Annotated in this window: 21 protein-coding genes; 15 read left to right on the top strand and 6 right to left on the bottom strand. The window is 62.5% G+C overall.

Features of this window, described 5'->3' with window-relative positions; genetic code table 11:
• Positions 1–12 precede the first annotated feature (12 nt).
• From pilW to APH42_RS09735, 9 genes are all read left to right on the top strand, one after another.
• Complete coding sequence (gene pilW, locus APH42_RS09775) at positions 13–774, top strand: type IV pilus biogenesis/stability protein PilW (RefSeq protein WP_060493215.1); 762 nt, start codon at positions 13–15, stop codon at positions 772–774.
• Entirely contained in the window at positions 771–1,805 is a 1,035-nt protein-coding gene (locus APH42_RS09770) for a RodZ domain-containing protein (RefSeq protein ID WP_012270598.1), read from the top strand. The genes pilW and APH42_RS09770 overlap by 4 nt, the downstream gene beginning before the upstream one ends.
• A gap of 3 nt (positions 1,806–1,808) precedes the next feature.
• Positions 1,809–2,918 carry a flavodoxin-dependent (E)-4-hydroxy-3-methylbut-2-enyl-diphosphate synthase gene (ispG, locus tag APH42_RS09765; RefSeq protein ID WP_012270599.1) on the top strand — a complete coding sequence of 370 codons (1,110 nt, stop codon included), beginning with the start codon at positions 1,809–1,811 and terminating at the stop codon, positions 2,916–2,918.
• Between the two features lie 25 nt (positions 2,919–2,943).
• Positions 2,944–4,233 (top strand): histidine--tRNA ligase, encoded by a 1,290-nt coding sequence (gene hisS / locus APH42_RS09760; protein WP_003248516.1) that lies wholly within the window; start codon positions 2,944–2,946, stop codon positions 4,231–4,233.
• A gap of 39 nt (positions 4,234–4,272) precedes the next feature.
• Positions 4,273–4,914 carry a tetratricopeptide repeat protein gene (locus APH42_RS09755; protein WP_012270600.1) on the top strand — a complete coding sequence of 214 codons (642 nt, stop codon included), beginning with the start codon at positions 4,273–4,275 and terminating at the stop codon, positions 4,912–4,914.
• On the top strand, positions 4,915–6,057 hold the full coding sequence (gene bamB, locus APH42_RS09750) for an outer membrane protein assembly factor BamB (protein WP_012270601.1): 1,143 nt from the start codon (positions 4,915–4,917) through the stop codon (positions 6,055–6,057).
• A gap of 116 nt (positions 6,058–6,173) precedes the next feature.
• A complete protein-coding gene (der, locus tag APH42_RS09745) occupies positions 6,174–7,637 on the top strand; it encodes a ribosome biogenesis GTPase Der (protein WP_012270602.1) in 1,464 nt (487 codons plus the stop codon).
• A 139-nt stretch (positions 7,638–7,776) separates the two neighbouring features.
• Positions 7,777–8,925, top strand: a complete 1,149-nt coding sequence (locus APH42_RS09740; RefSeq protein WP_012270603.1) for a pyridoxal phosphate-dependent aminotransferase — start codon at positions 7,777–7,779, stop codon at positions 8,923–8,925.
• Complete coding sequence (locus APH42_RS09735) at positions 8,913–9,704, top strand: amidohydrolase (protein WP_012270604.1); 792 nt, start codon at positions 8,913–8,915, stop codon at positions 9,702–9,704. The genes APH42_RS09740 and APH42_RS09735 overlap by 13 nt, the downstream gene beginning before the upstream one ends.
• A 56-nt stretch (positions 9,705–9,760) precedes the next feature.
• Here APH42_RS09735 and APH42_RS09730 read toward each other — a convergent pair whose 3' ends face one another.
• The gene (locus APH42_RS09730) at positions 9,761–12,316 is read right to left on the bottom strand and encodes a sulfite reductase flavoprotein subunit alpha (RefSeq protein ID WP_060493214.1); all 2,556 of its coding nucleotides are present in this window, start codon (positions 12,314–12,316) and stop codon (positions 9,761–9,763) included.
• A 102-nt stretch (positions 12,317–12,418) separates the two neighbouring features.
• Positions 12,419–14,725 carry a TonB-dependent siderophore receptor gene (locus tag APH42_RS09725; protein WP_012270606.1) on the bottom strand — a complete coding sequence of 769 codons (2,307 nt, stop codon included), beginning with the start codon at positions 14,723–14,725 and terminating at the stop codon, positions 12,419–12,421.
• 222 nt (positions 14,726–14,947) lie between these two features.
• Between APH42_RS09725 and APH42_RS09720 the strand changes: the two genes are divergently transcribed.
• From APH42_RS09720 to APH42_RS09710, 3 genes are all read left to right on the top strand, one after another.
• Entirely contained in the window at positions 14,948–15,628 is a 681-nt protein-coding gene (locus APH42_RS09720) for a Fe2+-dependent dioxygenase (RefSeq protein WP_060493213.1), read from the top strand.
• Between the two features lie 3 nt (positions 15,629–15,631).
• Positions 15,632–16,381, top strand: a complete 750-nt coding sequence (locus APH42_RS09715; RefSeq protein WP_012270608.1) for a tetratricopeptide repeat protein — start codon at positions 15,632–15,634, stop codon at positions 16,379–16,381.
• 109 nt (positions 16,382–16,490) lie between these two features.
• Complete coding sequence (locus APH42_RS09710) at positions 16,491–17,024, top strand: hypothetical protein (protein WP_012270609.1); 534 nt, start codon at positions 16,491–16,493, stop codon at positions 17,022–17,024.
• Positions 17,025–17,063: 39 nt separating this feature from the next.
• Here APH42_RS09710 and APH42_RS09705 read toward each other — a convergent pair whose 3' ends face one another.
• Positions 17,064–18,227 carry a type III PLP-dependent enzyme gene (locus tag APH42_RS09705; protein ID WP_012270610.1) on the bottom strand — a complete coding sequence of 388 codons (1,164 nt, stop codon included), beginning with the start codon at positions 18,225–18,227 and terminating at the stop codon, positions 17,064–17,066.
• Between the two features lie 494 nt (positions 18,228–18,721).
• Here APH42_RS09705 and APH42_RS09700 point away from each other — a divergent pair, with 494 nt between their 5' ends.
• The 3 genes from APH42_RS09700 to APH42_RS09690 all read left to right on the top strand — a co-directional run bounded on the left by APH42_RS09700 (position 18,722) and on the right by APH42_RS09690 (position 22,740).
• Positions 18,722–19,219 (top strand): sigma-70 family RNA polymerase sigma factor, encoded by a 498-nt coding sequence (locus tag APH42_RS09700; RefSeq protein ID WP_060493212.1) that lies wholly within the window; start codon positions 18,722–18,724, stop codon positions 19,217–19,219.
• A gap of 20 nt (positions 19,220–19,239) precedes the next feature.
• On the top strand, positions 19,240–20,202 hold the full coding sequence (locus tag APH42_RS09695; protein WP_012270612.1) for a FecR family protein: 963 nt from the start codon (positions 19,240–19,242) through the stop codon (positions 20,200–20,202).
• A 108-nt stretch (positions 20,203–20,310) separates the two neighbouring features.
• Positions 20,311–22,740, top strand: coding sequence for a TonB-dependent siderophore receptor (locus APH42_RS09690; protein WP_060493211.1), 2,430 nt, complete (start codon positions 20,311–20,313; stop codon positions 22,738–22,740).
• A 105-nt stretch (positions 22,741–22,845) separates the two neighbouring features.
• On the opposite strand, the gene APH42_RS09685 is transcribed toward APH42_RS09690, so the two are convergent.
• Genes APH42_RS09685 through APH42_RS09675 form a run of 3 tightly spaced genes read right to left on the bottom strand, consistent with a single transcriptional unit; the run spans position 22,846 to position 25,564 of the window.
• Positions 22,846–24,003 carry a betaine/proline/choline family ABC transporter ATP-binding protein gene (locus tag APH42_RS09685; protein ID WP_012270614.1) on the bottom strand — a complete coding sequence of 386 codons (1,158 nt, stop codon included), beginning with the start codon at positions 24,001–24,003 and terminating at the stop codon, positions 22,846–22,848.
• Complete coding sequence (locus tag APH42_RS09680) at positions 24,000–24,653, bottom strand: ABC transporter permease (protein ID WP_012270615.1); 654 nt, start codon at positions 24,651–24,653, stop codon at positions 24,000–24,002. The genes APH42_RS09685 and APH42_RS09680 overlap by 4 nt, the downstream gene beginning before the upstream one ends.
• Entirely contained in the window at positions 24,650–25,564 is a 915-nt protein-coding gene (locus tag APH42_RS09675) for a glycine betaine ABC transporter substrate-binding protein (RefSeq protein ID WP_012270616.1), read from the bottom strand. The genes APH42_RS09680 and APH42_RS09675 overlap by 4 nt, the downstream gene beginning before the upstream one ends.
• Positions 25,565–25,576: the final 12 nt, after the last annotated feature.

Raw genomic sequence — 25,576 nt, 5'->3', positions numbered from 1 at the left:
GGGACCTCGCCCATGAGCCTGCGCACCGCGCTGTCGATCCTTGCGCTTTCGCTGCTGGCCGGCTGCGTGTCGGGTGGCGTGGGCGACCCCCTGGCCAGTCGCCAGGGGAAGGTGGAAGCGGGGCGAGCTTATGTGCAGCTTGGCCTGGGTTATTTGCAACAGGGTTTGACCGAGCAGGCCAAGGCACCCCTGGGCAAGGCCTTGGCGCTGGATGGGCGGGATGCCGACGCGCACGCTGCCCTGGCGCTGGTGTTTCAGGCCGAAGGCGAACCGGCGCTGGCCGAAACGCACTTTCGCAAGGCCCTGCAGATCAGCAGCGGCGACACACGAATTAGCAACAATTACGGCAGTTTCCTTTATGCTCAGGGGCGATTTGCCGAGGCCGAGCAGATGTTTCGCCTGGCCAGTGCCGATACCCTGTATCCTGAGCGCTCACGGGTGTACGAGAACCTGGGCCTGACCGCCCTCAAGCTCGAGCGCCGCGACCAGGCGCATGCCTATCTGTTGAAAGCGTTGCAACTCAACCAGCGGCAACCGAAAGCGTTGCTGGAAATGGCTGAGTTGTCCTACGAAAACAGGCATTATGTGCCGGCCCGGGACTACTACGATCGTTTCAGCCAGTTGAGCGACCACGACGCCCGTAGCCTGCTGCTGGGCAGCCGCCTTGCCAGGGTGTTCGACGAGCAGGGCGCACTGGCCGAACTGGGCCAGCAATTACAACGACTTTATCCCGGTACGCCGGAATACCAGCAATACCTGTCGGAGCAACGATGAACGCCGCGCATCCCGAAGTAGCAGTAGCGCCTGGCCAGAACCCCGGTGAGCTTTTGCGCCTGGCCCGTGAGAAACGGGACTGGTCTCAAGCCGAGGTGGCCCGCAAGCTCAACCTCACTGTCAGTTCGTTGAACCACGTGGAAACCGGCGCCTTCGACAAGCTGCCCGGGCATACCTTCGCGCGTGGCTATATTCGCGCCTATGCCAAGTTGATGGAGCTCGACCAGGCCGCCCTGGTAGAGGCCTTCGACCGCTACACCGGTACTCACGCCAAGGGCAGCGAAGTGCATTCGCTGGGCCGCATCGAAGAGCCGGTGCGCCTGTCGCATAACATCCTGCGCGGCGTCAGCCTGCTGTTGCTGGTGGCCGTGGTCGGTGGCGGCTTCGTCTGGTGGCAGGACCAGGGCAGCCTGCGTGGCAAGGACCTGGCCAAGATTGCCCTGGAGCACGTCGAAGTCGAAAGCGCCGACGGCACCACCCAGATTCACCCGCTCGATGAGCCTGAAGACCAGGCCGTTTCCGTCGGCCAGCAGGCCGAAAGCGCGCCGTTGGCGCTGGAGCAGGGCGCAACCGAGCAGCCTGCCGCCGCCGCTGAACAGGCGCCGACCAGCGCGGCCCCAGCCGCTGCCGCAGTGCCGGCCCCGGCCGCGGGCCAGCAAGCACCCGCGCAACCCGCGCCTGCTGCTGCGCCTGCCCCGGTAGCACCGGTTACCCCAGCACCTGCCGCTGTTGCGCCTGCGGCGCCCGCGTCTACCGTGGTCGCCGCCGAGCCTGCCGCAATACCGGCTGGCAGTGCCAAGGTTGCCATCCAGTTCACCGCCGATTGCTGGACCCAGGTCAGCGACGGCAACGGCAAGGTGCTGTTCAGCGCCATCAAGCGCAAGGGGGACAACCTCGAGCTGACCGGCAAGCCGCCGTTCGCGGTGCGTCTGGGCTTTGCCCGTGGCGCCCAGGTCAGCTACAACGGCCAGGCCGTCGATGTTGCCCCGTTCACCAGTGGCGAGACCGCTCGCCTGAAGTTGGGACAGTAAGTCATGCACGGCGAATCTCCGATCAAACGTCGCGAATCCCGCAAAATTTGGGTCGGCAATGTGCCGGTGGGTGGTGACGCACCCATCGCGGTGCAGAGCATGACCAACACCGATACCAACGATGTAGCCGCCACCGTGGCGCAAATCCAGCGCCTGGTCGATGCCGGCGTGGACATCGTACGTGTCTCGGTACCGGACATGGACGCCGCCGAAGCCTTCGGCAAGATCAAGCAGCTGGTCAGCGTGCCGCTGGTCGCCGACATCCATTTCGACTACAAGATCGCTCTGCGCGTTGCTGAGCTGGGCGTCGATTGCCTGCGTATCAACCCAGGCAACATCGGCCGTGAAGACCGTGTGCGCGCCGTGGTCGATGCCGCCCGCGACCGTGGTATCCCGATCCGTATCGGGGTCAACGCCGGTTCCCTGGAAAAAGACCTGCAGAAGAAGTACGGCGAGCCAACCCCGGCAGCGCTGGTCGAGTCGGCCCTGCGCCACGTCGAGCACCTCGACCGCCTGGACTTCCAAGACTTCAAGGTCAGCGTCAAGGCCTCCGACGTGTTCATGGCCGTCGAAGCCTACCGGCTGCTGGCCAAGCAGATCGTGCAGCCGTTGCACTTGGGCATCACCGAAGCCGGTGGCCTGCGTTCGGGGACGGTGAAATCTGCCGTCGGCCTCGGTATGCTGCTGGCCGAAGGCATTGGCGATACCATCCGTATCTCGCTGGCGGCCGACCCGGTCGAAGAAGTGAAAGTCGGCTACGACATCCTCAAGTCGCTGCACCTGCGTTCGCGTGGCATCAACTTCATCGCCTGCCCGAGCTGCTCGCGGCAGAACTTCGATGTGGTCAAGACCATGAACGAGCTGGAAGGGCGCCTGGAAGACTTGCTGGTGCCGCTGGACGTGGCGGTGATCGGTTGCGTGGTCAACGGCCCAGGTGAAGCCAAGGAAGCCCATGTAGGCTTGACCGGCGGCACGCCGAACCTGATCTACATCGACGGCAAGCCTGCGCAGAAACTGACCAATGACAACCTGGTCGATGAGCTGGAAAAACTCATCCGCCAGAAAGCGGCCGAAAAGGTCGAGGCCGACGCGGCGCTGATCGTCCGTGGCTGACACACAGAATTCGTAAGGACTTTTCGTGAGCAAATCGCTGCAAGCCATCCGTGGAATGAACGACATCCTGCCAGAACAGTCGCCACTGTGGCGCTACTTCGAAGGCACCGTGGCCGGCCTGCTGGACACCTACGGGTACAGCCAGATCCGCACGCCGATCGTCGAGTTCACCGAGCTGTTCAAGCGCTCGATCGGTGAAGTGACCGACATCGTCGAAAAAGAGATGTACACCTTCGAGGACCGCAACGGCGATTCGCTGACCCTGCGCCCTGAAGGCACCGCCGCCTGCGTGCGCGCTGTGCTCGAACATGGCATCACCGGCAACGGCCAGGTGCAGAAACTGTGGTACATCGGGCAGATGTTCCGCCATGAGCGCCCGCAGAAGGGCCGCTACCGCCAGTTTCACCAGATTGGCGTGGAAGTGTTCAACCTGGACGGCCCGGACATCGACGCCGAGCTGATCATGCTGACCTGGCGCCTGTGGGGCCTGCTGGGTATCCAGGATGCGGTCAAGCTCGAACTCAACAGCCTGGGCACCAGTGAAGCCCGTGCACGCTACCGTGACGCGTTGGTCGAGTTCCTCTCGGCGCGCCTGGAGCAGTTGGACGAAGACAGTCAGCGCCGCCTGAAGAGCAACCCGCTGCGCATTCTCGACAGCAAGGACCAGAACACCCAGGCGGTGCTGGTTGGCGCTCCGAAGCTGGAAGACTACCTGGACGAAGAATCCCGCGTGCACTTCGAAGGCCTCAAGGCCCGCCTGGACGCCGCCGGTATTCCGTTCGTGATCAACACCAAGCTGGTGCGTGGCCTGGACTACTACAGCAAGACCGTGTTCGAGTGGGTGACCGACAAGCTCGGTGCCCAGGGCACCGTGTGTGCCGGTGGCCGCTACGATGGCCTGGTCGAGCAGATGGGCGGCAAGCCAACCACGGGTGTTGGTTTCGCCATGGGCATCGAGCGCCTGATCCTGCTGCTGGAAACCCTGGGCAAGGTGCCAGAGTCCATCAGCCGCCAGATCGACGTTTACCTGTGCGCCTTCGGCGAGCAGGCGGAACTGGCTGGCCTGCGCCTTTCCGAAGGCCTGCGCGACCGCCTGCCGGGCCTGCGCCTGGCAGTCAACGCCGGCGGTGGCAGTTTCAAGAGCCAGTTCAAGAAAGCCGACAAGAGCGGCGCGCTGTTCGCCCTGATCCTCGGCGACGACGAATTGGCCAAGCAAGAGATTGGCTTGAAGCCCCTGCGTGGCCAGGGCGAACAACAGAACATTGCCTGGGATGCTCTTGCAGAGCACCTGGAAACCGCGATCGCGCAGGCGTAACGCGGTTCAACAAGCGAATAGGCGAAAAGGAGTATTGGGGTGTCGAGTACCGATGATGATGACCTGGCAGGGGTCAAGGACTGGTGGAACCGCAACGGCAAGCCGCTGCTGACCGGCGCATTGCTGGCTGGCGTGGTGGTGCTGGGCTGGAATACCTGGCACAAGTACCAGAACAACCAGTCGCAAGGTGCCTCGCAGCTGTATCAGGCTTTGCTTGAAACCAGCCTGACGCCGACTGGCCAGCCAGACGCCACCAAGGTCGCGGAGCTGTCCGGCAAGCTCAAGAGCGAGTTCGGCGGCACCGCCTACGCCCAGTACGGCAGCCTGTTCGTGGCCAAGGTAGCGGTCGAGACCGGCAAGCTCGACGACGCTGCCGCCGAGCTGAAAAGCGTGCTGGACAAGCCGGCCGACGTGACCCTGGGCGAGATTTCGCGCCAGCGTCTGGCTCGCGTACTGGCCGCCCAGAACAAGGCCGAGGACGCCCTGAAGCTGCTTGACGGCGACGCCGACAAAGCCTTCCTGGCCAGCCGTGAAGAGTTGAAGGGTGACCTGCTGGTACAGCTGGGTCGCGCCGACGACGCGCACAGCGCTTACGAAAAAGCCAAGGCTGCGCTGTCCGATGACGCGGCGGTCGGTGGCCTGCAATTGAAGCTGGATGACCTGGCTAAAGGGGACGCGTAAGTGATCGGTTGGAAACATGCAGCAGTGCTGACCCTGGCCGTACTGGCCGCAGGTTGCAGCAGCAACAGCAAGAAGGAACTGCCCCCGGCCGAGCTGACCAAGTTCACCGAGGAAGTGGTACTGAAAAAGCAGTGGAGCCGTTCGATCGGTGACGGCCAGGGTAAAACCTACAACACCTTGGTACCGGCCATCGAAAACGACCGTATCTACGCTTCCGACGTCAATGGCGAAGTCTTTGCCCTTGATCGCATCACCGGTGACGTGGTGTGGAAGAAAGACCTGGAGCTGCAGGTTTCCGGCGCTGTTGGCGTGGGCTACGGCCTGGTCATGCTCGGTACCCTCAAGGGTGAAGTCATTGCCCTGGACTCCAGCACCGGTGAAGAGCGCTGGCGCTCCCGCGTGACCAGCGAAGTGCTGGCCCCACCGGCCAACAACGGTGATGTGGTGGTGGTACAGACCCAGGACGACCGCCTGATCGGCCTGGATGCCGCCACTGGCGACCGCCGCTGGATCTACGAAAACACCCCGGCCGTACTGACCCTGCGTGGCACCGGTGCGCCGATCGCCACCAACCGTCTGGCCATTGCCGGCCTGTCCACTGGCAAGGTGGTCGCGGTGGACATCAACAACGGCGTGCCGGTGTGGGAAAGCCGCGTGGCCATCCCGCAGGGCCGTTCCGAGCTGGACCGTGTGGTCGACATCGACGGCGGCCTGCTGCTGTCCGGTGAAACCCTCTACGTCAGCACCTACCAGGGCCGCGTAGCGGGCCTGGACCTGGAAAGCGGACGCGTGCTGTGGCAGCGCGATGCCTCCAGCTATGTGGGTGTCGCCCAGGGTTACGGCAACGTCTATGTCAGCGAAGCCTCGGGTACTGTCGAGAGTGTCGACGAGCGCTCTTCCAGCGCCCTGTGGAGCAACGACACCATGGCCCGCCGTCAGCTGTCGGCACCGGAAGTGTTCTCCAGCTACGTGGCTGTAGGGGACTTCGAAGGCTACCTGCACCTGCTGAGCCAGGTCGATGGCCGCTTCGTCGGCCGTGAGCGTATCGACAGCGATGGCCTGCGCGCCCGGCCACTTGTGGTCGGTGACACCATCTACGTCTTCGGCAACAGCGGCAAGCTCGAGGCACTGACCGTCCGCTGAAGCTATGCTTGGAGCCTTGGCGGGCTTCAAGCCGCGGCGTAGGAAACGCCGCCCGTACTCCGGCCGCTGCCTTGCAGCGGCCTTTGCATTTTCAAGAATTCGAGAGTGGAGAGCCGATGGTTCCCGTAATAGCCCTGGTGGGCCGCCCGAACGTCGGCAAATCCACCATGTTCAACCGCCTGACCAAAACCCGCGATGCCATCGTCGGTGACTTGTCGGGCCTGACCCGTGACCGCCAGTACGGTGACGCCACCTGGCAGGGTCGTTCCTTCATTTTGATCGACACCGGTGGTATCACCGGTGACGAAGTGGGCATGGACGAGAAAATGGCCGAGCAGTCGCTCATGGCCATCGAAGAAGCCGACTATGTGCTGTTTCTGGTCGATGCCCGTGCGGGCATGACCGCAGCAGACCAGATGATCGCCGAGCACCTGCGCAAGCGGAACAAGTCGGCGATTCTGGTTGCCAACAAGATCGACAACATCGACCCCGACGTTGCCCGCGCCGAATTCTCGCCAATGGGCATGGGTAACGCCATTCCGGTGGCGGGTTCCCAGGGCCGTGGTATCAATGCCCTGATGGAAGCCGTGCTCGGCCACCTGCCGCGTGATGCCGAAGACGAAGCCCTCGACCAGGAAGTCGCCGAAGGCGAGGAAGCCGTGCGCATTCCTGGCCCAAGCGAAAAGGATGGCATCAAGATCGCCATCATCGGCCGCCCCAACGTTGGTAAGTCGACCCTGGTCAACCGCATGCTCGGCGAAGAGCGTGTGGTGGTCTACGACGAGCCAGGCACCACCCGTGACAGTATCTACATCCCGTTCGAACGCGATGGCGAGAAGTACACCTTCATCGACACCGCCGGGGTGCGTAAGCGCGGCAAGATCCACGAGGAAGTCGAAAAGTTCTCGGTGGTGAAGACGCTGCAGGCGATCAAGGACGCCAACGTGGTCATCTTCGTCATGGACGCCCGCGAAGGCGTGGTTGACCACGACCTCAACCTGCTGGGCTTCGCCCTGGAAGCCGGCCGCGCCATCGTCATCGCCCTGAACAAGTGGGATGGCATGGAACCGGGCGAGCGTGCCTACGTGAAGACCGAGCTGGAGCGCCGGCTGTTCTTCGTCGACTTCGCCGACATTCACTTCATTTCCGCCTTGCATGGCACAGGTGTAGGCAACCTGTACAAGTCGGTGCAGGCCGCGTTCAAGTCGGCGGTCACCCGTTGGCCGACCAGCCGCCTGACGCAGATCCTCGAAGATGCCGTGAGCGAGCACCAGCCGCCGTTGGTCAATGGCCGCCGCATCAAGCTGCGCTATGCCCACCTCGGGGGTGCCAACCCGCCGCTGATCGTGATCCACGGCAACCAGACCGAGAGCATTCCCAAGTCGTACTCGCGTTACCTGGAAAACACCTACCGCCGCGTACTGAAACTGGTCGGTACGCCGATCCGTATCGAGTACAAGGGCGGTGAGAACCCGTTCGAGGGCAAGAAGAACACCCTCACCGACCGCCAGGTCAACAAGAAGCGCCGCTTGATGTCGCACCACAAGAAGGCCGAGAAGAAGCGCCGCGACAAGCGCTAGCAGTGATAACGGGGCCGCTATGCGGCCCCGTTTTTGATCCACCGCAATCCCCCTATTGTTTCAACCTTTTTCCTGACCGCTCGATCCGCTATGCTCGGACTCCACCCCGTGCCGGATACACCCCAGGAAAGAGGGCTCCATGATCCGCAGCAAACTGCCGAATGTCGGCACGACCATCTTCACCACCATGTCCCAGCTCGCCGTGCAGACTGGCGCGCTCAACCTGTCCCAAGGCTTCCCCGATTTCAATGGCCCGCAGGCACTGCTCGATGCGGTAGGCCGGCACGTGGCCGCCGGGCATAACCAGTATTCGCCGATGACCGGCTTGCCGGCCCTGCGCCAGCAGGTGGCGGCCAAGGTCGAGCGCCTGTATGGCGCCAGGGTGGATGCGGACCAGGAAGTGACCATCACCCCGGGTGCCACCGAGGCGATCTTTTGTGCCATCCAGGCGGTGGTGCATGCCGGTGACGAGGTGATTGTCTTCGACCCGTGCTACGACAGCTACGAGCCGTCCGTGGAGCTGGCCGGTGGCCGCTGTGTGCATGTGCAACTGAGCGACGGCAATTTCCGTATCGACTGGCAGAAGTTCAGCGATGCGCTGAGCCCGCGCACGCGCATGGTCATCCTCAACTCGCCGCACAACCCCAGCGGTGCCTTGATCACCCGCGAAGACCTTGACCAGCTGGCAAAGCTCGTTGCCGACCGCGATATTTACCTGGTCAGCGATGAAGTGTACGAGCACCTGGTTTATGACGGCGTTCGCCATGCCAGCGTGCTGGCCCACGAGCAGCTGTACCAACGTGCCTTCGTGGTCAGCTCGTTCGGCAAGACCTACCACGTTACCGGCTGGAAGACAGGCTACGTGATCGCTCCGCCCGCGCTGAGCGCAGAGCTGCGCAAGGTGCACCAGTACGTCAACTTCTGCGGGGTGACACCGCTGCAGTGTGCGCTGGCCGACTTCATGGCCGAGCACCCCGAGCATATCGATGAACTGCCGGCGTTCTATCAGGCCAAGCGCGACCTGTTCTGCGGTTTGCTGGAGGGCTCGCGCTTCAGCTTTGCCCGCACGGCGGGCACTTATTTCCAGCTGGTGGATTATTCGCAGATCCGCCCGGACCTGAACGATGTCGACATGTCGCTGTGGCTGACCCGTGAGCACGGCGTGGCGACCATCCCGGTGTCGGTGTTCTACCAGCAACCCATCCCCGAGCAACGCCTGGTGCGCCTGTGCTTTGCCAAACGAGAGGAGACGCTGCGTCAGGCAGCGGAACGACTATGCGCGATCTGAGCACACTGCCGAACCTGAGAGTCGCCCTGGTGCAAACCACCCTGGCCTGGCACGACCGCGAGGCCAACTATGCACACTTCGAGGAGTTGCTGGAGCAGGTGGGCGAAGTGGACCTGGTGATCCTGCCGGAAATGTTCACCACCGGCTTTTCGATGCAGTCGGAAAGCTTGTGCGAGCCGGAGAACGGCCCGACCTACAAATGGCTGAAAGCCCAGGCGAAGAAATACAGCGCGGTGATTACCGGCAGCGTAATCATCCAGGCCGCCGATGGTAGCCACCGCAACCGTCTGTTGTGGGCGCGACCGGACGGCGAGATCCTGCATTACGACAAACGCCACCTGTTCCGCATGGCCGGCGAGCACAAGCATTACACCCCAGGCGAGCGCCAGGTGCAGTTCGAGGTAAAGGGCTGGCGGATTCGCCCGCTGATTTGTTATGACCTGCGCTTCCCGGTGTGGAGCCGCGATGCCCAGGACACCGACCTGCTGCTGTACACCGCCAACTGGCCGGCAGCGCGCCGCCAGCACTGGAACCGCCTGTTGCCGGCGCGGGGTATCGAGAACCTGTGTTATGTGGCTGCGGTGAACCGGGTGGGCACGGATGGCAAAGGCTTTGCGTATTCGGGTGACAGCCAGGTGCTGGACTTCCAGGGCGAGAGCCTGCTGAGCGCCGGCGAGGCGGACGGGGTATTTACTGCTGTGTTGAGTGCGGCGGAACTGGCGGCGTACCGGGCCAAATTCCCGGCCAACCTGGATGCCGATACCTTCGAGTTGCACTGACAGCAGGTCAGGCCCTTGTAGCACAAGGGGCCTGATGCCTTTACATCAATGTCTGATCAGTAAACATCCCGCCGATACCGCCCATCCTCGATCAGTTGCTGCACAGCGGCTTCCCCAAGCATGCCGTTGAGCGCCGCATCTACCCCCGCAGCCATGCCTTGCAGGCTGCCGCAGACATACACACAGGCACCCTCCGCGACCCAGCGTTTGAACGCGTCAGCCTGCTGCAGCAACACATCCTGCACATACACCTTCTCGGCCTGATCCCGCGAAAACGCCAGGTCCAGCCGTACCAGGTCGCCGCTGTCCAGCCAGCCCTGCAGTTCATCCCCACACAACAGGTCATGCGCTCGGTTACGCTCGCCAAACAGCAGCCAGTTGCGCTGCTCGCCTGCATTTGCCCGGGCCCGGATCAAGCTGCGCAGGCCGGCAATGCCTGTGCCGTTGCCGATCAGGATCAGGGGGGCAGCGGTTTCGGGCAGGTGGAAGCCACTGTTCCTTCGCAGGCGCAGGCTCAATGTGCCGTTCAACGGCAAGTACTCGGTCAGCCAACCGGAACCCAGGCCCAGGTGGCCGTCGGCGTGGCGTTCCTGGCGCACGATCAGCTCCAGCACACCATCACTGGCGATCGAGGCAATGGAGTATTCGCGGCTGCCGATTGGCACCAGTGCGTCGATCAGCGCTTGCGGCTGCAAGCCGATCAGGTGATCGCGGCGTGTTGGCAGCTGGCGGCCAGCCAGGGCTTGGGCCAGTGTTTCGCTCAGGCCATTCACTTGCACCTGGGTGTTGGCGTCCAGTGCCATGCCCTTGAGGAACGTGTCGATCCGTGGCTGACCATTGAGCGGCAGGATCTCCACCAGGTCACCGGCTTCCCAGCTGGCAGGCGCCTCTGGGCGCAGGCCTAGCAGGTACACCGGTTGGCCCTGACTGCCCGGGTTGAGCAGTTCGCGGTGCACCAGCGACCAGTTGCCAAAGCTAGGCGGTTGCCATGCAGCTACCGGCTGGGCACCGGTTAGTTGTGCCAGTTCCTGCTGCCACTGCTGCAGGGCAGCCTGGTCGGCGTTGTCCACTTCCACCGGGCTGAAGGCGCTGCTGGCACCGCGCTCACCCAGCCACGCCTGCAGGCGTCGAGCAAAGCCGCAGAAGTGCGGGTACTGGCGATCACCGAGGGCGAGCAGGGCATAGCTGAGGTCGTTCAGTACCCAGGGCTGGCCGAGCACCTTGCGCTCGAAGGCGCGGGCGCTGTCGGGGGCTTCGCCATCGCCGAACGTGCTGACCACGAACAGCGCACGGCGAGCCTGGCGCAGGTCGTTTTCGCCCAACTCGGCCAGGGCGCGCACTTGCACTGGCAGGCCGGCGGCTTGCAATTGCCCGGCACTCTGCCAGGCCAGCTGTTCGGCAAAGCCGCTTTGGCTGGCAAAACCGATCAGCCAGCTATCGCCACTGCCGTTGCTACTGGCGACGTTGCCACGGGCCTCACGTACCTGGCGCTTTTTGCGGCGACGGTCGAGGTACAGCAGCCAGCCGGTGACGAAGAACAACGGCATTGTCAGGCTGGCGATGGTGACGATGATGCGCCCCGGCAGGCCAAAGTACTCACCGACGTGCAGGGCGTAGACGCTTTGCAGCAGCTGGGCCTTGAAGGATTTGTCGGTGTAGCGGTCGTGGTTTTTCACCTGGCCGGTGGCCGGGTCCAGCACCAGGGTGTTGAAGGCGCGAGGGTGATCGGCGTTGTCCAGCAGGTAGAACAGGTTGGCCGGCTGGCCGCCAGCCGGTGGCAGGCGCAGGTTGTAAGCGGCAAGGCCTGGGCCTGCGGCGTCCTTGAGGTTGGACCAGATGGCGTCGTAGTCGACCACCAGCGGCGGGGCATTCTTATCGACTTTCTGCGGCCCGTGGCGGCCACGGCCTTCGCCGCGCTTCTGCTGCTGGCCGGCCGCTGGCGCGTCGGCCAGCAGCTTGTTCAGGCCTTCGCGGTACCATTCGTAGGACCAGAACAGCCCGGTCAGGGCGAACAGCAGATAGAACAGCAGGCACCAGGTGCCGGCCACGGCGTGCAGGTCCCAGTTGAAGGCACGGCCTTTCTTGGCCCAGTCGAAGGTCAGCCAGGTGCGCCAGTCCAGCGCCTTGCGCGGCCAGCGCAGGTACAGGCCGGACAGGCAGAAGAACACCAGCATCAGGGTGCAGGCACCGGTGATCTGCCGGCCAGTGTCGCCCATGGCCAGGAAACGGTGCAGGTTGAGCATGAGACTGAAGAAGCCTTGCCCGGCTACTTCGCCTTTTAGTTCGCCAGTGTACGGGTCGGCATAGCGCAGCTCGCCACGGCGTTCGCCCGGTGGTGGCATGAAGAAGATGCGTGCGGCATTGCCTTCGCGCACGTCCACCCACAGCATCGACACTTTGTCATGTTGCTGGGCTTCGACCCGCTGCACCAGTTCGGCCGGTGGCAGCACGCCTTCGGCGCGCACTTCTACCTTGAGCACATCGGCATTGAACGCACGCAGCAGTTCTTCCTGGAACGAGTACAGGGCGCCGGTAATGCCCATCAAGGCCAGTACCAGGCCTGCGGTGATGCCAAAGAACCAGTGCAATTGGAACAGCGTCTTCTTCACCACATCGATCACCTTGTCTTACTGCCGCACACTGCGCGGCGTGCATTATGCCTTGATACGCAAAAGCCCCGCTCACAGGAATGAACGGGGCTTGAGGGTGTTTCGTCAGAAGTGGACGCTGGTGGTCAACAGTGCAGTCCGCCCGGCCGCCTGGTTGGCGAAGTGGGTGGAGAAGGCCTTGTCGTAGTACACCTCGTTGGTCAGGTTCTGCACGTTCAACTGCAGGTCGACGTTCTTGGTCAGCTTGTAGGCGGCCATGGCGTCGTAGCGTACGTAGCTGTCGACCATGGTGGTGTTGGCCACGCTGCCGTACACGTCATCCACGTAGAAGGCACCGCCACCGACGGTCAGCTTCGGCGTGATCGAGTAGGTCGTCCACAGGCTGGCGCTGTTGTTCGGCGTGTTCGGCAGCTGGTTGCCGTCGTTGGCCTTGCCCAGCGGGCCGCCGTCGATCTGGCGAGCCTGCATGTAGGTGTAACCGGCGAATACCTGCCATTTGTCGGTGATCTTGCCGCTGGCCGACAGTTCGATACCTTGCACGCGGGTTTCGCCGACGTTTTCGTAGGTGGTGGTGTCCACCTGGACGCGGGCGTTTTCCTTCTCGGTGCGGAACAGTGCGGCGGTCAGCGACAGGCGCTGGTCGAGCAGGTCCCACTTGGTGCCGATTTCGTAGTTGGTGGTTTCTTCCGGCTCCATGTCGCTGCTCAACAGGTTGCCGTTGCGGTCAGTGCTGTTTGGTGGCGGGTTGCCTTCCATGCCTTCGCCAAGCATCGCGCCTGGAGGTGTCGCGGAGGTGGCATAGGAAACGTAGATGCTACCGTTCTCGGCTGGCTTCCAGACCAGGCCAAGTTGGCCCGTTACGAATTCACTCTTGTCTCGACCTTTGGCTGCGATTCCTTTGGTGTTCACGACGGTCGCGCCAGCAGCGTCATAAGTACGGTACTGGGTGTCGAAGTGGTCGTAGCGCAGCCCCATGTTCAGCAGCCAATCAGGCGTTAGCTCCAGGGTGTCGAACACATACAGGGCGCGCGTAGTGCCTTTGGTATCGGTGCCGGCGTAGTTGCGCGAGATCGCGCCGTTCCATGGGTCGTCCGGGTTCGGGTTGCCCAGCGAGGTGCAGTTGTAGCCGCTGTTCGCGCCGATCAGGCTTGGGTTACAGGTGGTGGCGGTCGAGCCACGGGTATTGGTGTCGACGTTGTAGGTGGAGCGCTTGCTCTCTTCACGGCTCAGTTCGATACCGGTGGAGAAGCTGTTCTTCAGGCCGCCCAGGTAGAACTCGCCGAACAGGTCGGTCTGGTTGGTGGTGGTGGCGGTGTTGCCGACACGGGTGTTGGCACGGCGCCAGACGCTACCGTTGTTGACGTTGCCCTTGCTGTCGTCAGGCTGGGTCAGGATGTAGTCCTGCATGCTGTTGCCGTGACGCAGGGTGTTCTTGATGGTCAGCGAGTCGGTCAGGTCGTGCTCGATGGCGAAGGTGGCGATGTCCACGCGGCTCTTGCGGAAGTCGCGACCGGTCAAGCCATAGAAGTTATCGCTGTCGCCGCCGTCGTCCGGTTTGCTCGGGTGCGCCGAGGTGCGTCCACCGCTGCCATTGGTCGGAATGCTGTACGGGATGCCCGAATCCGGCAGGTCGTCGCTTTCCAGGTGATAGTAGTCGAGGTTGACGCGGGTCGGGGTGCCCAGGCCGAAGGCCAGCGATGGGGCGATACCCCAGCGGTCGTAGTTGACCTTGTCGCGGCCGGCGACGTTGCTTTCGTGGGTCATCAGGTTCAGGCGGCCGGCAACGGTGTCGCTGAATTGGTAGTTGCCGTCGAAGGTGTAGCGTTGGGTCTGGTCGCTGCCCCAGGTCCAGGCGCCGTCCAGCGAGTTGCCCAGGTGCGCACGCTTGCTCACCAGGTTGATGGTGCCGCCGGCCGCGCCGCGGCCACCGATGGCCGAGTTCGGGCCCTTGGCCACTTCAACCGATTCGATGGCAAAGATTTCGCGGGTTTGCGCGCCAGTGTCACGCACGCCATCCAGGTAGGTATCGCCTTGGGCGTCGAAGCCGCGAATGAACGGGCGGTCACCTTGCGGGTTGCCGCCTTCGCCGGCACCAAAGGTGATGCCCGGCACAGTACGCAAGGCGTCCTGCAGGGTCAGGGCATTGGTGTCCTTGATCACTTGCTGCGGGATCACGGTGACCGAGCGCGGGGTGTCCACCAGCGGCGCGGTGTACTTCTGCGAGGCGGCCTTCTCGACCTTGTAATCGGTGCTGGCTTGTTCAGCCTTGCCGTTGACGCTGGTGGCATCGAGGGTAATGGCGCTGCTGGCGGCCGGGTCGGCGGCATACACCGACGAGGCGCTAAGGGCGACACCGATGGCAGACACGATCAGGCGTGGCGAACTCACTGCAGATGGTACGTACTGGCGCATTGCTTAGGACCTTCCCCAAGGTGTTGAGGCGGCGGATACTAATGTAAGCAATTGTGACTAACAATTGAGAGTCGTTACCATTCGTGAAGAATTTACAATCTTTACAATTTGCCCTTACGGTTTCATACAGCTGAAACGTCTTAAGCGGCGAACGGGGCTTGTGCAGCGCAAAAGGGAATCAATATCATTGGCGCCTTTACATTTCCTAACGGTGCTGCCGCCATGCTGCTTCACATCCCAGGCCTGTTCGACGCTGATGAACTGGCCCGTATCCGCGAGGCGCTGGAGCAGGCCGACTGGGCCGATGGCAAGGTCACGGCTGGTTATCAGTCGGCCAAGGCCAAACACAACCTGCAGTTGCCGGAAGGGCACGCGCTGGCCAAGGAGATCGGCTCTGCGCTGATCGACCGCTTGTGGAAAACCCCGCGCTTCATGTCTGCAGCGTTGCCGCACAAGGTGTTCCCGCCGCTGATCAATTGCTACCGCGAAGGTGGCAACTTCGGTTTCCACATCGACAACGCCCTGCGCCAGCCCAAGGGCAGCCCGGAGCGGGTGCGTACCGACCTGTCTTCCACGCTGTTCCTCAGCGACCCAGACAGCTACGACGGCGGTGAGCTGGTGATTCAGGACACCTATGGCGTGCAGCAGGTCAAGCTGGCCGCCGGTGACCTGGTGCTGTACCCCGGCACCAGCCTGCACAAGGTCAACCCGGTGACCCGTGGGCAGCGCTATGCCGCATTCTTCTGGACCCAGAGCCTGGTGCGCGAGGACAGCCAGCGGGCACTGCTGTTCGAGATGGACAACGCCATCCAGCAACTGACTGCCGATGTGCCAGACCATCCTTCGCTGCTGCAACTGACGGGCACCTACCACAACCTGCTGCGCCGCTGGGCTGAGGTCTGAACCGTGTCCTATCTGTTGCGACGTGAAGAAGTGGTGGATGTGGCCGGCTTGCAGGCCATGCTCGAAGAAAGCCCCGGCAAGGCCGCCCAGGCGATCTTGGCGGCGGCGGGGCAGGGCGCGGTCGAGGCGCAGTTGCTGTTGGGGCAGATCCTGCTGGATGGCCGCGGTATTGAAGAAGATGCAACCGTGGCCCGGCGTTGGTTTGGCATCGCCGCACAGGGCGGCAGTGCCATGGCGCACAACATGCTCGGGCGTTGCCTGGAACATGGCTGGGGTGGCGAGGTGAGTTTGTCGCAAGCGGCCGTTCACTATGCGCGTGCCGCCGACGCGGGGCTGGACTGGGGCCTGTACAACCTGGGCAACCTACTGGCGACCGGGCGCGGTGTGCCGGCCAATCAGGGGCAGGCACTGATGTGCTACGAGAAGGCTGCGCAAATGGGGCATGCCAAGTCGATGAACCTGTATGGGCGTTACCTGGAGCAGGGCATTGCCACGGCGCCCAGCCCGGCACGGGCGGTACGCTGGTATCGGCGTTCGGCCGAGGCGGGGGATTTCCGTGGGATGTTCAGCCTGGCGCTGGTGCTGGTCGAGCGTGGGCAACTGGCCGAGGCTGGGCAGTGGCTGGAACACGCGCGGGTTGAAGGGAACATGAACTTCCTGCGCGCTGCGTTGGTAACCTTGCAGGCCGCCGGGCCGGTGTTGATGGCTTTTGCGGCGCGGTATGCCGAGGAGATCGAACGGCGCGGGGCGTGATGGCGCGGCCCGAAGGGCTGCCCGGTACCTGTGGGCGCCGGTAGCCGTTCCACATTACCTTCGGTGCGCGTGATGATCATGCTGAAAGCCCATTTCCCGAGGGGCTGACATGTCATTCATTCAAGAACGTTCTTTCATTGCCACGCTGACTTCCACTACGCCTGGCTACCAGGGCATTCTCGATTCTGTCGAGTTCAAAACTATGCCTGCCTCGCGTTGTAACAACTGGCTCACCGTTGCATCACCGTATTCAGTCCGGGCACAGCAACGCTTTTGGTTTGGTTACTTCGAGGGCGACAGGCCTGGCTACAGGATTGTCACCGTGGAGTCGGAGGCGGGGGCGTCCCATCGTGATACCTGGGACCTGGGCAGCGGAAATTGCGTGGGTTACTACCCGAAAGTCGCCAAGCCATTGTTATGGCGCATTTGGGTCAGTGGCCAAGCGCTGGCGATCCCAGAGGTTTCCGAGTATTCAGGGGTGACGATTGCCGCAGTTGGTAGCGTACCGCTGGGGGTTCGTGATCGTAAATCGTGGGAGGATCACTATGTCAGCGCAGGTGCGCCGAACAAACTGATCATGCAGATGTGTATCAGCGAGGTGAACGTGCCGTACTTCGACAGCTATTCAATGTTTCGGCGCTGAGCGAGCATTGAAAACGGGGCCTTGCGGCCCCGTCTTGCATTACAGGTAGTAAGCCTTCAGCGGCGGGAAACCGTTGAATTCCACTGCGCTGTAGCTGGTGGTGTAGGCGCCGGTCGACAGCCAGTACAGGCGGTCACCGATGGCCAGGTTCAACGGCAGGCCGTACTTGTAGTTCTCGTACATGATGTCGGCGCTGTCGCAGGTCGGGCCGGCGATGACCACTTCTTCGGCTTCGCCTTTTTTCTCGGTCCAGATCGGGAACTTGATGGCTTCGTCCATGGTTTCGATCAGGCCGGAGAACTTGCCCACGTCGGTGTAGATCCAGCGCTCGACGGCGGTACGCGACTTGCGCGCCACCAGCACCACTTCGCTGACCAGGATGCCGGCGTTGGCGATCAGCGAACGGCCTGGCTCCAGGATGATTTCCGGCAGCTCGTCACCGAAGTCTTCCTTGAGGAAGCGAATGATTTCTTCAGCGTAGGTTTCCAGGCTGTTGGTGCGGGTGATGTAGTTGGCCGGGAAGCCGCCACCCATGTTGATCAGCTTCAGCTCGATGCCGTCTTCTTCTTTCAGGCGCTCGAAGATCACCTTGACCTTGGCGATGGCGGCGTCCCACACGCTGATGTCACGCTGCTGCGAGCCCACATGGAAGGAAATACCGTAAGGTACCAGGCCCAGGTCGCGGGCGAGGATCAGCAGGTCCATTGCCATGTCGGTCTGGCAGCCGAACTTGCGGGACAGCGGCCAGTCGGCAGTGGTGGAGCCTTCGGTCAGGATACGCACGTACACTTTCGAGCCCGGTGCGGCCTTGGCAATGTTGCGCAGGTCGGCTTCGGAGTCGGTGGCGTACAGACGCACGCCCTTCTCGTAGAAGTAGCGGATGTCCTTGGACTTCTTGATGGTGTTGCCGTAGCTGATGCGGTCGGCGCTGACGCCACGGTCCATCACCTTGTCCAGTTCGTAGATCGAGGCGATGTCGAAGCTCGAACCTTTCTCTTTGAGCAGGTCGATGATCTCGACGGCCGGGTTGGCCTTGACCGCGTAGTAGACCTTGGCGAATTCGAAACCGGCGCGCAGGTCGTCATAGGCCTGGCTGATCATCTGGGTATCGATGAGTACGAACGGGGTTTCCTGCTTGTCGGCGAACGCCTTCATTTTCTGGAAGGTGTCACGCGCGAAATAGTCTTCGACCTGGATCGACATGCTCAGGGACTCCATGGGCAAACTGAAAGATTAAGTGGCTGCAAACTGAACGTCCTCCGTATCCCCACTTTGGTTCGCCTACTCAGTACTTGAGCCGGATGGATCGTTTCCAGCATGGACGTTCGGCGCGCACTTTAGGGCGTGAAGAATGCAGAATCAACAGGCAATCCGGGCGTGATCGGCGTGGATCGACGACCAGCCATTTGAATAACCGACTCGTGTGACCGGCTGATGTTCCCCACGATGTTTCAAGCGTAAAAAATTGTGGAATGGACCCTGTCGGCCCCTGCGCGGGTAAACCCGCTCCCACAGGGTTTTTGCTGTTCCTGTGCCTGCATGTCTACCCGTGAAGGGGGCGTAGGTGTTCATATTTATGGCCACATTTTCCTGGTACCCACGTACAGGAAATGGCCCATAAATTTTTTGTTACCGACTGGCGGATTTGCTGGTTTTGATGAGAAACATTACTATTCGCACCCTTATCCGCCTCCCTGATGACCCAGACCGTGTCCGGACACAAAGGCTTCTTCGACCATTACCATGAGCTTATAGGCACCTGGACGCGCAAGCTGCGCTGTCGTCAGCAGGCCGAAGACCTCACCCATGATGCCTTTGTCCGGGTACTGGAAAACCCGCGCGAGCAGGTCGAGCAGCCACGCGCCTACCTGCACCAGACCGCACGCAACATTGCCGTGGATGGTTTTCGCCGCGAAGAACGCCGCCAGGCCCTGGCGCTGGAAGCCTTTGACGAGGGCAGCACCGGCAGTGGTGACCCAGAGGCCTACGTGCATGCGCTGGAGCTGGCCGACAGCGTCGAGCGGGCATTGGCCGAGTTGCCGCTCAACTGCCGGCAGGTGTTCATCTGGCAGAAGCTCGAAGGCCTGACCCAGGCCGAGATCGCCGAGCGCATGGGGTTGAGCAAGAACATGGTCGAAAAGTATATGATCCGCACGCTCCGGCATTTGCGTGAGCACCTGGATGTGTCGGCATGATGAGTCAGGAGACCTTTTCGATGAAACAGCACGGTACCGATACCGTCCGCGAGCAGGCGGCCGCATGGTTTGCCCGCGTGCAGGATGCGCCTCGGGATGCCGGGCTGCAGAAACAGTTGCGTGCCTGGCTGGCGAGCGACGAGCGCCACCGGGAAGAATACGAACACCTCGACCGCGTGTGGCAGGCCGCCGCTTTCATTCCACGCCAGCGCCTGGAGGCGCTGTGCCAACCAGACCCGGTGCAGCAGTTGCCACGTCGGCGGTTCGTGCGCCAGGCGTTGGCCGCCAGTGTCGCGGTATTGGCACTGGGCCTGGGTTGGGGCGGTTGGCACTATCAGCAGCTGAACCATCAGGGCAGCTTGCAGACGGCTTTCAATGAGCGTCGTCAGGTCGAACTGCCGGATGGCTCGCAGCTGGAGCTCAATGGCAGTACACAGGTGCAGGTCGACTTCAGTGCCGGCCAGCGGCATATTCGCCTGAATGCCGGTGAGGTCATGTTCAGCGTCGCCCACGACAGTGACAGGCCGTTCGTCATCGACACCGCTCAAGGCCGCGTGACGGTAACCGGTACCCGCTTTGACGTGCGCCTGGACCCGGCCAGCACCCGTGTGGCGGTGGAGCAGGGTTCAGTGCGTGTGCAGGGCAAGGGTGCCTCGTTGGCGCAGCTCACGGCAGGGCAGGGCTCGCATATCGATGCACAAGGCCTGGTCACCGCACCCTACGCAGTCAATGCCGCCACTGTGACGGCCTGGCGCCAGGGCAAGCTGGTGTTCGACAACGCCACCCTCGCCGAAGTCGTGGCCGAAGCCTCGCGCTACCGTAGCCAGCCATTACGGGTCGCCCCTGGTAAAGTCGCCCAACTGCGCCTGTCCAGCACCTTCAATGTCGATGACACCGACGCCCTGTTGCGGGCCTTGCCGAGCATCCTCCCCGTGGCCATCAAGGCCCATGAAGACGGCTCCAGCGAAATAATCGCGAAATAGATTCAGGTTTTTTTTCGCTCGTTCGTCTTCCTCGCCAGCTGCAACTGCCAAGCATTTCCATTTGCATGCGGTTGGCGTTTATTCCGCTCTCCAGGATGTTTCGACGACGTGAACAACAACAAACCCTTCCCACGCTTGCGCGCCTTGGCGCTGGCCCTGGCGGTCAGTGCCGTGGCCGTCAACAGCCAGGCCGCAGAGGCCGGCAACACCATCCAGATCCAGGCCCAGCCGTTGGGCTCGGCGCTGACCCAGCTCGGTCAGCAGACCAGCCTGCAGCTGTTCTTCAGCCCCGAGCTGGTCGCCGGCAAGCAGGCCCCTGCGGTGTCCGGCAACCTGGCGCCGGTGCAGGCGCTGCAACAGTTGCTGCAAGGCAGCGGGCTGACCTTCGAGATGTCCCAGGACACCGTTGTAATAAAGCCTCTGCCGACCACCCTTGAGCTGGGCAGCGGCAGCCTGGAGCTGGCACCCACCGACATTAAAGTGGTCGGTGACTGGCTGGGTGATGCCCAGCAAAGCGTGGTGCAGAACCACCCTGGCGCACGCACCGTGGTGCGCCGCGAGGCGATGGTGGAGAAGGGCGCAATGAACGTGCGCGACGTGCTGCGCGGTATCCCCGGCGTGCAAGTGCAGGACTCCAACGGCACCGGCGGCAGCGACCTGTCGCTGAACGTGGGTGTGCGTGGCCTTACTTCGCGCCTGTCGCCGCGCTCCACGGTACTGATCGATGGCATCCCGGCTGCTTTCGCACCGTATGGTCAGCCACAGCTGTCGATGGCGCCGATTTCCTCGGGCAACCTCGACAGCATCGACGTGGTGCGGGGGGCCGGCTCGGTGCGCTATGGCCCGCAAAACGTCGGTGGGGTGATCAACTTCGTGACCCGGGCAATCCCCGAGAAAGCCTCGGCGGAGTTGTCTACCACCCTGGAAACCTCCCAGCACGGCGGCTGGAAACACACCGAGTCGGCCTTCGTCGGCGGCACGGCGGACAACGGCATGGGCGTGGCGCTGCTGTACACCGGGGTTAACGGCAACGGTTACCGTGAAAGCAACAACGGCAACGACATCGACGACGTCATCCTCAAGACTCACTGGGCGCCCACCGACGTCGACGAGTTCTGGCTCAACTTCCATTATTACGATGGCCGTGCCGACATGCCCGGCGGTTTGACCCAGGCCCAGTACGACAGCAACCCGTACCAGTCCCTGCGCGACTACGACTACTTTGCCGGCCGGCGCAAGGATGTATCGTTCAAGTGGCAGCGCCAGCTCGACGATGCCACCCAGTTCGAAGTGCTGACCTACTACACCGACAGCTTCCGCGGCAGCGCCATCGCCTCGCGGGACATGAAGACCCTGTCGTCGTACCCGCGCAACTACCACACCTTCGCCATCGAACCCCGCGTCTCGCGAATCTTCTTCGCTGGCCCGACTACTCAGGAAGTCAGCGTGGGCTATCGCTACTTGAAGGAAGCGATGCGCGAGCAATCGACGCGCCTGGCGCTGATCGACAACGTGCCCACGTATACCCCGACTTCCGATGGCCACGTGTTCCAGGACCGCAGCGGCGGCACCGAGGCCAGTGCCTACTACATCGACGACAAGATCGACGTGGGTAACTGGACCATCACCCCTGGCGTCCGATTCGAGCACATCAACACCGATTGGCGCGACCGCCCGGTGCTGGATGCCAACAACCGCCCGGTGCCGGAGAAGAAGCGCAGCATCACCAGCAACGAGCCGCTGCCGGCGCTGAGCGTGATGTACCACATCTCCGATGCGTGGAAAGTGTTCGCCAACTACGAGACTTCGTTCGGCAGCCTGCAGTACTTCCAGTTGGGCCAGGGCGGTAGCGGCAACAACACGGCCAATGGCCTGGAGCCGGAGAAGGCCAAGACCTACGAAATCGGCACGCGCTATGACGATGGCGGCTTTGCCGGTGAGCTGACCGCGTTCTACATCGACTTCGATGACGAGCTGCAGTACATCAGCAACGATGTGGGTTGGACCAACCTCGGCGCCACCAAGCACCAGGGTATCGAGGCCTCGGTACGTTATGACCTGGCCGGGCTGGACCCGCGCCTGGACGGGCTGTCGGTGAGTGGTGGCTACACCTACACCCGTGCAACCTATGAAGGGGATATTCCGGGCTTCAAGGGGCGTGACCTGCCGTTCTATTCACGCCAGGTGGCTACTGCCGGGGTGCGTTACGCGGTCAACCGCTGGACCTGGAACCTGGACGCCTACGCCCAATCCAAGCAGCGTGCGCCGGGCACCGGGATCAATGCCGATGGCAGCTTCAATGGCGACTACATTACCGAGCCGAGTGCCGATGGGCAGTATGGCGATATTCCGGGCTATGTGACCTGGCATGCCCGTGGCGGGTATGAGTTCGGGCCAGAAATGTCCAACCTGAAGCTGGCGGCGGGGGTGAAGAACCTGTTCGACAAACAGTACTTCACCCGCTCCAGCGACAACAATGCCGGCATCTATGTGGGTGAGCCGCGGACCTTCTATGTGCAGGCCAGTGTAGGGTTCTGACACCGCGTCGCCTGATTCGCGGGCAAGCCCGCTCCCACAGGATTGCGCAAAGCCTAGGGTAAGCGCGAACCCTGTGGGAGCGGGCTTGCCCGCGAAGAGGCCGGTTCAGGAAATTACTGCTTCAGCCGGCGACACGATCGAAGTCTTCGCCCCGCGCGACCTTCCTGAACTCAGGTAGGCCGCAATCGACTCCTGCGTCACCTCGCCCAAAAACACCTGTTCGGCATCCAGCACTGGCAACCACGCCCGGTTGAACTCGTACATGCGCGACAGCAGGATGCGCAAATGTTCATCGTGCGATGCCGTGGCATTGAACGGCCGCAGGAAGTCGCCACAGGTGCCTTGCTGGCGGTGCATGTCGCGCCGGCGCACATAGCCCAGCGCCTTGTTCTGCGCATCGGTCACCACCACATAGCGGCGGTCGTGTTCATCAAGCAGTTCCAGTGCATCGTTTACAGGCGTTTCCGGGCTTACCGACGGCGCGTTGTCTGCGGCATCCTCGGCACGCACCAGCAGCAGGCGCTTGAGGGTGCTGTCCTGGCCAACGAAGTTGCTGACGAACTCATCGGCCGGGTGGGCCAGCAGGGTGTCCGGGTGGTCCAGCTGCAACAGCTTGCCGGCACGGAAGATGGCAATCTTGTCGCCCAGCTTGATCGCTTCGTCGATGTCGTGGCTGACCATGATCACCGTCTTGTTCAGCGCCCGCTGCATTTCGAAGAACTCGTTCTGGATCATTTCGCGGTTGATCGGGTCGACCGCGCCGAACGGCTCGTCCATCAACAGTACCGGTGCTTCGGCAGCCAGCGCGCGGATCACGCCAATGCGCTGCTGCTGGCCACCGGAAAGTTCGCGTGGGTAGCGCTGCAGGTACTGTTTAGGTTCGAGCTTGATCATGTGCATCAGCTCGCGGGCGCGTTCATGGCACTTTTGCTTGTCCCAGCCAAGCAGGCGCGGCACTACGGTGATGTTCTCTTCGATGGTCATGTTGGGGAACAAACCGATCTGCTGGATCACGTAACCGATGTGCCGGCGCAAGGTCACTTCGTCCAGCCCGGTGGTATCTTCGCCATTGATGAACACTTGGCCGGAGGTCGGTGTGATCAGGCGGTTGATCATTTTCAGCGTGGTGCTCTTGCCGCAGCCCGAAGGGCCGAGGAACACGCAGATTTCCCCTTCGTTGACCGTAAGGCTTACCGAGTCGACGGCTTTGACGTCCTTGCCGTTGACGTTGAAGGTTTTGCTGAGGTTCTTCAGTTCGATCATGAGCGCAGTCCTTCTGGAGTCAGGGCACGTTGCAGGGTTTGCAGCAGCAGGTCGGCGATGATGGCCAGCAGGCTGACCAGCACGGCGCCGACCAGCAGCATCGACATGTCGCTGCGGCTGATGGAGGTGAGGATGAGCACGCCCAGGCCACCGGCGCCGATGGTGGCGGCAATGGTCATGACGCCAATGTTCATCACCACGGCGGTGCGCACACCGGCGAGAATCACTGGTACGGCGATGGGCAGCTCGACCATGCGCAGGCGCTGGCCGAAAGTCATGCCGATGCCGCGTGCGGCTTCACGGATTCCGGGCTCGACATTGGTCAGGGCCAGGTAGGTGTTGCGCAGGATTGGCAGCAGCGAATACAGGAACACCGCAGTAATCGCCGGCAACGGCCCCAGGCCCTGGCCGAACTTGGAGTAGAACGGCAACAGCAAGCCGAACAGGGCGATAGAAGGGATGGTCAACAGCACCGTGGCGCTGGCTTGCAGCGGGCCTGCGAGGGTTGGGAAGCGGGTCATCAGGATGCCCAGCGGAACCCCCACGAGGATTGCCAGGCTTACGGCAATGCCCACCAGGGTGATGTGCTGCCAGGTCAGTTGCAGCACCTGTGCCCAGTCCAGGTGGCTGAAGGTATCGATCAGGTTCATGGCTGGCCCTCGCTGTTCAGTGGGTGCTCACGCAGGAAAGTGGCGGCCACGGCGGTGGGGTTCTGGTGCTCGACATCGACCTTGGCGTTGAGCTGGCGCATGGTTTCGTCGTCCAACTGCTCGGCCAGCGGCTTGAGCAGGGCGACCAGCTGCGGGTTGGCGTCGAGCACGGCTTTGCGCACAACGGGTGCTGCGGTGTAGTCGGGGAAGTAGTGCTTGTCGTCTTCCAGCAGCTTGAGGTCGAAGGCGTTAAGGCGGCCGTCGGTGGTGTACACCAGGCCGGCGAACACCTGGTTGTTGCGCATGGCGGTGTACACCAGGCCCCCGTCCATCTGGCGGATATTGCGCCGGTCCAGCGGCAGGCCGTACATCTCGCGCAGGCCGACCAGGCCGTCGGGGCGGTTGGCGAACTCGGTGTCCAGCGCCACCAGGTGGGTACGCTGGCTTTCGTCGCGCAGCACCTGGTTGAGGTCGCTGATGGTGTTGACCTGCGGGTAGGCGTCAGCCACTTGCTTGGGCAGGCCCAGCGCGTAGGTGTTGCTGAACTTCGACGGGGTCAGCCAGATCAGGTCCTTTTTCGCATCCAGCGCCTTCACCCTGGCGAAGGTGGCTTCGGCACTGGGCATGCGCTCATCGATGTGGTTGTACGACACCAGCGACACGCCGGTGTATTCCCACATCAGGTCGAGCTGGCCGGTTTCCTGGGCCTGGCGCGCGATGTTGCTGCCAAGGCCGGTGGTGACGCGCACGTCGAAGCCGTTGGCGCGCAGGTATTGCGCGGTGATTTCGGCAAGCACGGTCTGTTCGGTGAACACCCGCGCGCCGATGCGGATCAGCGGTTTTTCCGCCGCCTGGGCAAATCCTGCGAACAGCAGGGCCGCGCCCAGCAGCAAGGCGATTCTCTTCTTCATAACGTTCCCTAT

Origin of the sequence: Pseudomonas sp. NBRC 111140, from assembly GCF_001320885.1 — a bacterium.
Lineage (GTDB): Bacteria > Pseudomonadota > Gammaproteobacteria > Pseudomonadales > Pseudomonadaceae > Aquipseudomonas > Aquipseudomonas putida_P.
The sequence above is the reverse complement of the archived record's forward strand: the minus strand, read 5'-3'. Positions and strand labels throughout refer to the sequence as shown.